This is a genomic window from Streptomonospora sediminis (genome assembly GCF_054778995.1).
On sequence record NZ_BAAGYZ010000144.1, the window covers coordinates 20,692 to 29,025 of the forward strand.

Here is an 8,334-nt window from a genome sequence, read left to right on the forward strand (position 1 = left end):
TCGGGGCTGCGGTGCGGTCGCGTCGTTGCGGGTCCGCGGAGCAGCGGGTCACAAGCTGGTCATGATGTGGGTCAGCGCCGGGTAGCCGAGCAGGCCGAGGAACCCGGCGAACAGCAGGACCACCGGCAGGCTCATCCGCTCCGTCGCGGACTGGGCCTCGGCGTCGAGCTCGGACAGGAACTGGGTGCGCAGCGTCTTGGCCTTGGCGGCGAGTGAGCCGCGCACGCGGGCGCCGTCGGCGCCGGCCAACTGCAGGCTGGCGGCGAGTTCGGCGAACTCGGGGGTGTCGTAGTGCTCGGCGAGTTCGCGCAGCGCCGCCCAGGCGGGTTCGCGCCGCAGCGCGGCGATGCGCAGCGACTCGCGGATGCGGGCGACGGCCCACCCGCCGCCCGCCGATGCGGCGTCGGACAGCGCGCCGTTGACCCCGGCACCGCCGGCCAGGGCCACCACGACCAGGTCGGAGAACCCGGCCAGGGCGTGGCGCATCTGCTCGCGACGTTTGCGGGCCTCGTCGCGCAGGGACAGGTCGGGCGCCATCCAGGTGACGCCGGCGAAGATGAGCCACGCCGCCGCCCCCCACAGCGAGGCGAGGTCGATGCCGACCGCACCCAGCGGGACCGCCATCAGCGGGGGCACCACGAGCCCCAGCAGCAGCCCGATCGCTTTCTCCGCGAGGTAGGCCGACGTGTCGCGTTCGCACACCATCAGGTCGCGGCGCGCGCGGGCGCTGGGCAACCCCAGCGCCCCCATTATCGGGGCGCCGACCGCGCCGATCCGGGCCGCCGGCCCCTGAGCGGCCGAGGTGCGCGCCGGGCGCAGCGCGGGCGGCGGGGGCGGGTCGGCCATGCGCTCGCTGAGGGAGGGCCGCGAGTAGCGGGTGGCCAGCAGCAGCCACAGGCCGAGTCCGACCGCGATGCCGCCCGCGGCGGCCAACAGGAATGCGGGGCCGTTCATGCCGAAACCCCCGCTCCGTCGCCGGAATCCGCCGTCGCATCAGCAGTGGGCGCGGTGGCCGGCGCGTTGGGCGCGAGGACCCGCGGAGCCTGCCGGGGCTTGGACATGCTCACCATCCAGTACAGGGCGCCCGCCCACACGCAGCCGATCCCCGCGAGCATGAACTGGCCGAGCAGCGTGTCGAACGGTTCGAGGTAGTCGGGGCTGAACAGCAGTAGCGCGGCGGCCGTGCCCAGGGTGACCGCGATGATGATGCGGGTGGAGGTGCGTACCCGCGAGCGGCCCGCAGCCACGCGCACCAGCATCGCCGCCTGCTCGCGCGCCGCCTCGGCCAACGTGCCCAGCAGGACGCCGAGGTCGGTGGCGTGCCGGGAGGCGGCGGTGCTCAGCGCGGCGGCCACCAGGTCGGCGATGGGGTTGTCGACGTCTTCGGCGAACTCGTTGAGCGCGGCCTGCGGCGGACTGCCCTGGCGCAGGGCCTCGGCGAGCCGCGCGACGTCGTCGCGGATGGCCTCGGGGGCGATCGGCACGGTCGAGGCGATCGCCTGGTGCAGTCCGGACGCGCCGGCCATCAGGTCGCGCAGCATCTCCGCCCACGAGGCCACGGCCTCGACCCCGGCGACGTGCCGGTCGTAGTCGCGGTCGGGTCCCAGGACACCCGGCAGCCACCAGGCGCCCGCCCCGGCCAGTACCGCGGCCACCGGCCAGCCGGTCACGGTCCAGACCACCGCGCCTGCGGCCAGGGCGGCCACCAGCCGCAGCGGGCGGTGCCGGCCCAGCAGGAGGGCGCGCGGCGACGGCCGGCTGCGCCGCGACGAGGACGGGAACATGGACAGCGCGGCGATGGTGAGCCAGAGTCCGACCCCCGCCAGCGCGCCGCAGCCGGCCGCCAGGGCGATTCCGGTTGCCGGGCCGGTCATGCGGGCCACCCGCCTACACCCATGCCGCCGCTGAGCAGGGCCACGTCGAACCCGGAATCGGCGAGCGCGTCGACGGTGGCCGGGCTGGGCGGCGCCGCGGGCAGCGGTTCGCCGCCCCGGTCGCGGCGGAAGATCTCGTTGGAGACCACGTTCTGCCCCTCGCAGCCCACGACCTCGCGGATGCTGGTGACGACCCGGCCGCCGGTGGGCAGCGCCGAGACGTGCACGACCAGGTGCACCGCCGCGGCCACCAGGGAGGCGGTGGCCTCCAGCGGCAGCCGCTCGGACGACTGGGCGGCATAGGCGCCGAGCTTGGTGAAGGCACCGGCGGAGTCGGCGGCGTGCAGGGTGGTCAGGCTGCCGTCGTTGCCCTGGCTCATGGCGTTGAGCAGCGGCACGGTTTCGTGGCCGCGGGTCTCGCCGACGATGACGCGGTCGGGCGACATCCGCAGTGCGGCGCGCACCAGGTCGGCGATGGTGATTTCGCCGGCGCCCTCGACGTTGGCGGGGCGGGACTGCAGGGCGACGCAGTCGGGGTGGGCCTCGACGTCGCGGTCCAGCCCCAGCTCGAACACGTCCTCGATGGTGACCAGGCGCTCGGTGGGCGGGATCTCCGCGGCCAGCGCCCGGACCAGGGTGGTCTTTCCGGCGCCGGTGCCGCCGGTGACCACCATGTTGCGGCGCGAGCGCACGGCGGCGCGCAGCAGCCGCTCGGAGAGCGTGTCGAGGGTGCCGAGTTCGCGGAGCCGGCTCAGCGAGGTGTTGGTGTGGCGGTGCCGGCGGATGGAGACGGCGGGTGCGCGGGCGACGTCCATGATGGCGTTCATGCGTTCGCCGCCGGGCAGCGGCATGTCCAGGATCGGCGCGCCCGGGTCGAAGCGCCGCTCGCCGGTCGCCGATTCCGCGGCGATGCGCCGCACCAGCGCGACAAGGTCGTCGGAGGTGGCGAACAGCGGGGGGCGGCGTTCGCGGGTGCCGTCGCCGTAGCGGACCCACACCTGGGTGCCGTTGCAGTTGATGTTCTCGATTTGGGGGTCGTCCAGCAGCGGTTGCAGCGGCCCCAGGCCCGACACCTGCGACAGGGCGCGGGCCGCGATCACCTCTTCGGCGTTGGAGTCCAGCACGGCACGGCCCTGGGAGAGGGCGGTGCGGGCGGCCTCGTCGAGGATTTGGGCGATGACGCGTTCGGCGTGGCGGCGGTAATCCTTGGCGTCGGTCTCTTCGCTGCTCAGCAGTTCGCTGAGGCGGCGGCCGGCCTCGGTGGCCACCCATGCCGTCCACGCGTCCTCGCGTTCGGCGCGTTCGGGGTCGGCGAAGCGGTCGAAGCGCCCGCCGCGCTGGGAGAGGTCGGTCTCGCTCACTTGGCCCTCCGATGGCTCACGGTTGCGTGTCCGTTCCGCGGGCGCCGCGGGCGGGCTCCGCTGCGGCGTAGCGCTGCGCGCGCGGCTGCGGCGGCGGCTGCGCTGCCGCCTGGCCTGCGGCGGTAACGGTACGGGCCAGGGCGAGGGCGGCTTTGAACAGCGGGCGGCGGGCAGGACGGCGCAGGTTCGCCTCGCCGCGCAGGAACGCGGCGCTCTTGGGGTCGGCGGGGATGCGGGTGTCGAAGACGGGCAGGCCCAGTACCTCGGCGATCTCGCCGGTGGCACCGGATCCGCCGGTGACGACAACGCGCAGCCGCTCGATGGAGTCGGCCAGCGCGGTCGCCGACTGCTTGACCCGGCGCAGTTGGGCGAGGTCGTCGGGGACCAGCAGCAGTGCCTCGCCGGCGTGGGCGGCCAGGTGCGCGGTCGGGGTGCGCGGGGCGAGCCGTCCGAGGTCGGCGATGAGGGCGGCAGAGCCGGCGGCGCCCGTGCCGGCGGCGCCGTCCGCTTCAGCGGCGGGGGCGGTGCCGGGGGTGGCAGCGGGGGCCGCGGCGGGGACGGCGGTCAGCGCCGGGTTGTTGGTGGCCAGCAGTTGGACGGCGCCGCCTGCGGGGTCCGCCGAGGCCGGGCCCGGGCACACGGCCAAGCCGCCGGGCAGCTGCTGGGTGTAGGCGTGCGGGTCGGCCTGCTGGCCGGGGCCGCGGTGGCGCGTGGCGGCGGCGAGGTCGGTGACACCGGGAGACGGCTGCAGCCGGTGCCATGCGGCGATGTCGCCGCCGGAGGCGTCGGCCTCGACCAGCGCCGCACCCGCGGGTTCGGGCCACACCGCGGCCATGGCCAGCGCGGTCACGGTGACACCGGGCGCCCCGCCCAGCGAGAAGAGTGCGACGGTTTGTCCCATCAGCCCTGCCCCCTCGGCTGCACCTGCACGACCGCGGCCTGCTCGGTCGAGGCAGCGGCCGAGACCTGGGCGGCGGCATCGGCGGCGACGACCAGCTCGACGCTTGCCGAACCGTCGGACTCCGAGACCTCCACCGACTGGACCCGGGCCGGGTAGGCGGTGACACCGGAACCGGAACCCGCCGCGGCGCCGCCCTGCCCGCCGGTGCCGCCGCCCGAACCGCCGCCCGAGCCGGAAACGGCGCCGCCGGGAGCGGTGGAGTCGCCGACCAGCACCACGGACACCGCTGCGCCGCGCTCCAGCGAGGCGGGGAAACGTCCGGGAGCCAGCACGGCGCCCACGACGGCCTTGCCGTCGGCGGGGTAGTCGGATCCGGGGCCCAGCGCCGAGGCGGGCAGGACGCCGCCTTCGGGGACAGGGACGGTCAGGGCGCTGCCGACAGCCTCCTGCAGCCGGTCCTCCTCGACGACGGAGACGCTCTGGGAAACGGAGATGCGCGCGACTTCGAGGTCGGCTGCGGTAAGGACGTGGCCGGCCGCGAGGTCGCCCCCGGCCACCAGTACCTCTTGGCGGTCGTCGAGGCGCTCGACCGCGGCAACGCCGGCCAGGGCGCCCGCGGTCATGATGGCCAGCCCCAGGCCCAGCCAGCGCCACCGCCGGGGGCCGCTGCCCAACAGGCGCACCTGCGGTGGCGCTGTGGTCGGACGGCTCTCGGCGGCTGCGGGCCGCGCGCCGGTCGTGGTGCTCACCGTGTCCTTGCCTTTCGTGCTGTGGGCGGTGTCCGCGGCACCGCAGCGGGACGAGCGGGGGGCGCCGCGGCGCCGTCGGTGTTCACGCGCCGCCCCCGGTCACCAGGCCCTGGGACTCCTCGACGGTCAGGTCGACCTGCGAGGCCGTCGTGACGGTGTCGAGCCGGCCGGTCTCGCCGTTGGACATCTCCCAGTTGAGGTCCCAGGTGATTTCCGCGGTCACCGTGTAGGCGCCGCCGGGCTGGGCCGCAGAGGAGCGTTGGTAGACGTGGCCGCAGTCGGGCGACTGCGTGTCGGGGGCGTGCACTTCGGGGTCGTAAGGGGTACCCGGGCCGTCGCAGGTGAACTCGGTGCCGTCGCCCATGGTCCAGCGGGTGGCGCGCGGGGTGGCGGTGAGCTCCAGGGACAGGTCGGGGACGTCGGCCTCGGCCGTTGTGGGCTGCCACTGCTGATCGTCGATCCACAGCCAAACCGGGGTCTTGACCAAGACCAGGGATTCGGTCGCCGGGGAGGAGGAGATTTCGGGCTTGGGCAGGTCGAAGGAGTCCATGGATTCGACGATCAGCGCCATGGGGTCGGCGGGGGTTTCTTCGCCGCCGCCGTCCTCGCCCTGGCTGTAGTCGATCGACTCCCAGTCGATGGCGTCCCAATCCACCGCATCCCAATCGACGGCGTCCCAGTCGACCGAGTCCCACTTGCTCGGAGTGGAGGGTTCGGCGCCGCCGTCATCGGAAGCGGGTTCGCCGCCGCTGCCGGGTTTTCCGCCGTTGTGCTGCATCCACTGGAGGATGATGTCGCAGCCGGCTCCGCCGTCGTTGCCGCACTCGATCTGGCCGAGGAAGGAGTCGGAGGGCGCCCCTCCGCCTCCGGTGTCGGCACGGGCCGCCGATGCGGTGGCCAGTACGAGCACGACGGCCGCGAGGGAGGCCGTTCCCGTCCGATTCAGCATGTTCCCGGCTCCCAAATCCGTAGTTCGCTGACCCGCCAGGCAAGCCCGTCGTGGACCAGTCCCGCCTCGACGCGGCGCGGCCCGGCCGCCGACGACGAGGGTCCTGCCCCCAGGTTCCAACCGGAGTCGTCAAGGCAATCGGTGACCTGCACGTGGTCGGCGTCGCTCATCTTTGCTTCGGGAGCGAGCACGGGTTCACCGGTGACCTTTGTGCCGTCCGCGCCGGCGAGGGCTTCGCTCAGCAGCAGCAGGGCGGCGCCCGTAGCGTAGCGGTCGAGGTCGCCGGTGGCGCCGCCGCCCTGGTGCGAGGCTTCCGCCGCCTCCTGCCACATGGCGGTGTAGGCGGCCAGCGCCGCCCCCTTGTCGCCGGCCGCTGTGGCGGTCGGCTGCGGCGCACCCGCCGAAGAGGCATCCGCGCCCTGGTCGGGCGGCGCCCCCTCTGCCGAGCAGCCCGCGAGCAGCATGGCGGACAGCGCAAGTACACAGCCCGCAGCCGCCCTGAGCGCAGCCGCGGATGCAACACGACCGCTCCCAGGCGACCGGTGCGGAAGCACGGCGCCGATCGTTGGCTGCATTCGATTCCATCCCAGGAGTTCCGTTCGGCGGGCTCCACCGGCGGCCGGCGGCCGTGCTCCGCGATCGGCGCAGAGGGCTCGGCCGCGCGTAAGAACCGAGGGGGAGGGCTGACCGGGTGCCGCTACTCGGCTACCCGTCGGCCGCTGCGGCTCAGGTCGGGCGTTGGTGTTGTATTGCCTGCGTTGTCCCTTGGCTTTGGGCAACTTTATAGAAGGTCAGTGTGGCAAACAAGGTTGCGCCAACTGAACACCACGACAAGACAACCTAAATCACACACGTTGCCACGCGCTGTCCGGGGTGGGCAAACCGCCCCCTGGCTGCGCGCATGCGAAAGCCGGGCCGTGTGCGGCGGTGCGGCCCAAGCCGGGCGAACCGGCGGTGAAAACCAGGGGAACCGATGGCGGAAGGGCGGCCGGCGGCGGACGGCCAGCGCCACGGGGGCGGCGCCGACCGCGGCAGCGGGTCAGACCACGACGACCCGGGGACCGAAGGCGGCGAGTTCGTCGGCCAGGCCATCGGCGAGGCCGGAGTCGGTGATGATGCAGGCGACCTGGTCGAGTGTGGAGAAGCGCGCGAAGTGGTCGTTGCCCACCTTGGTGTGGTCGGCGAGCAGGACGACACGGCGCGCCGAGCGGATCATCGCCCGCTTGACCTGGGCTTCCGCTGTGTCGGGCGTGGTGAGACCGTGTTCGGCCGAGACGCCGTTGCAGGCCATGAAGGCGACGTCGACGAAGGTCTCCTCCAGTGCTTGCAGCGCCCAACTCTCGACTGTCGCCTGCGTGCGCGGCCGGAGCCTGCCACCCAGCAGCATCAGGTTGATGTTGGCGCGCGGGGTAAGTGTCAGCCCGATGGAGACGGAATTGGTGACGACCGTGAGGTCGGAAGGCAACTGTTCGGCGAGTCGGCCCGTGGTGGTACCCGCGTCCAGCAGAACCGCCCCTTCGACCGGCACCTCGTCGAGAGCGGCCTTGGCGATGCGCTCCTTCTCCGGGGTCATGACGGAGTCGCGCTGGGCCAGCGTGGGCTCGAACCCCAGGCGTTCGACGGGGATCGCTCCGCCGTGCACCCGACGCAGCACACCGTGGCGCTCAAGCGCGGTCAGGTCGCGCCGCACAGTCTCGTAGGTGACATCGAATTCCGAAGCGAGGCGCGCGACGTCGACCTTGCCGTCCCTGCGGGCGCGCTCCAGGATGCTGCGTTGCCGCTCTTCGGCGTACATGTGACATCACCTGCGTTTCGGTGTGGCTTTTATTGATGCTAGTAAGCTGATCGGAAACGTTCAAGGGAACTTGTCGTATGAGTGGAAACCGCCGGAAATCCACGGACCGCGGACCCGATCGAAAACTTTCGCCGATCGCACCGTTCCCGTCCGTTCACGTTCCCTCCCGTTCGTTCCTGTTCGTTCCCGTTGGCACTGAACGCCGACCCCGCCACTGAACGATTCCGTTAGTGCAGTGACGGTTGCTGTTTAATGTTGCCCCTGGCACGAACAATGCGTGCGGCACCCCGGAACGACAAGCACCCGAGAAGGAACCGGTCATCCCGCCGCCATCTCCGCGCCGAGTGCCCGCCACACAATGCGCAACCGCCGACCGGGGAGCCGCTCGGCATTGCGCCCGGCCGACCGTGCAGGCCGCGCAAGAGCCGCAACGTGCCGCCCAGAGCGGCGCGGGGCGGCGCAGGCAGCGCGCACTGTCCGGTTCGGCGACCTGTTGCGAAGGACACACGGAGCCACATCGGCGCAGCGCAGCCGATCATCAGCCATGGTTTCAGCAGCGTTAACCTTCCCGTCGCCGTCCGTCGCCACGTTCGTTCTCCCCCAGCTGTTTGTTTGGGTGCGTTTCCCCCATGAATACCCGGAAGTGTCGGCTGGGAGTCGGCGACAAGGGAAGGAGGCACCCCCATGCCCGTCTTCAGCAACAAC

At 72.8% G+C, this 8,334-nt stretch carries 8 protein-coding genes; all 8 read right to left on the minus strand.

Features of this window, described 5'->3' with window-relative positions:
- Nucleotides 1-48: 48 nt before the first annotated feature.
- Entirely contained in the window at nt 49-954 is a 906-nt protein-coding gene (locus tag ACYVD5_RS26995) for a type II secretion system F family protein (protein WP_461003975.1), read from the minus strand.
- Nucleotides 951-1,874: a type II secretion system F family protein gene (locus ACYVD5_RS27000; protein WP_461003976.1), complete on the minus strand. Its 924-nt coding sequence runs from the start codon at nt 1,872-1,874 to the stop codon at nt 951-953. Before ACYVD5_RS27000 ends, ACYVD5_RS26995 begins: the two co-directional genes overlap by 4 nt.
- Nucleotides 1,871-3,235 (minus strand): CpaF family protein, encoded by a 1,365-nt coding sequence (locus tag ACYVD5_RS27005; protein ID WP_461003977.1) that lies wholly within the window; start codon nt 3,233-3,235, stop codon nt 1,871-1,873. Before ACYVD5_RS27005 ends, ACYVD5_RS27000 begins: the two co-directional genes overlap by 4 nt.
- Nucleotides 3,236-3,251: 16 nt before the next feature.
- Entirely contained in the window at nt 3,252-4,136 is an 885-nt protein-coding gene (locus ACYVD5_RS27010) for a hypothetical protein (RefSeq protein ID WP_461003978.1), read from the minus strand.
- On the minus strand, nt 4,136-4,885 hold the full coding sequence (locus tag ACYVD5_RS27015) for an SAF domain-containing protein (RefSeq protein WP_461003979.1): 750 nt from the start codon (nt 4,883-4,885) through the stop codon (nt 4,136-4,138). Before ACYVD5_RS27015 ends, ACYVD5_RS27010 begins: the two co-directional genes overlap by 1 nt.
- Before the next feature lie 82 nt (nt 4,886-4,967).
- Nucleotides 4,968-5,834 (minus strand): hypothetical protein, encoded by an 867-nt coding sequence (locus ACYVD5_RS27020; RefSeq protein WP_461003980.1) that lies wholly within the window; start codon nt 5,832-5,834, stop codon nt 4,968-4,970.
- A complete protein-coding gene (locus ACYVD5_RS27025) occupies nt 5,828-6,298 on the minus strand; it encodes a hypothetical protein (RefSeq protein ID WP_461003981.1) in 471 nt (156 codons plus the stop codon). The genes ACYVD5_RS27020 and ACYVD5_RS27025 overlap by 7 nt, the downstream gene beginning before the upstream one ends.
- Before the next feature lie 575 nt (nt 6,299-6,873).
- Complete coding sequence (locus ACYVD5_RS27030) at nt 6,874-7,629, minus strand: DeoR/GlpR family DNA-binding transcription regulator (RefSeq protein WP_461003982.1); 756 nt, start codon at nt 7,627-7,629, stop codon at nt 6,874-6,876.
- Between the last annotated feature and the right edge of the window lie 705 nt (nt 7,630-8,334).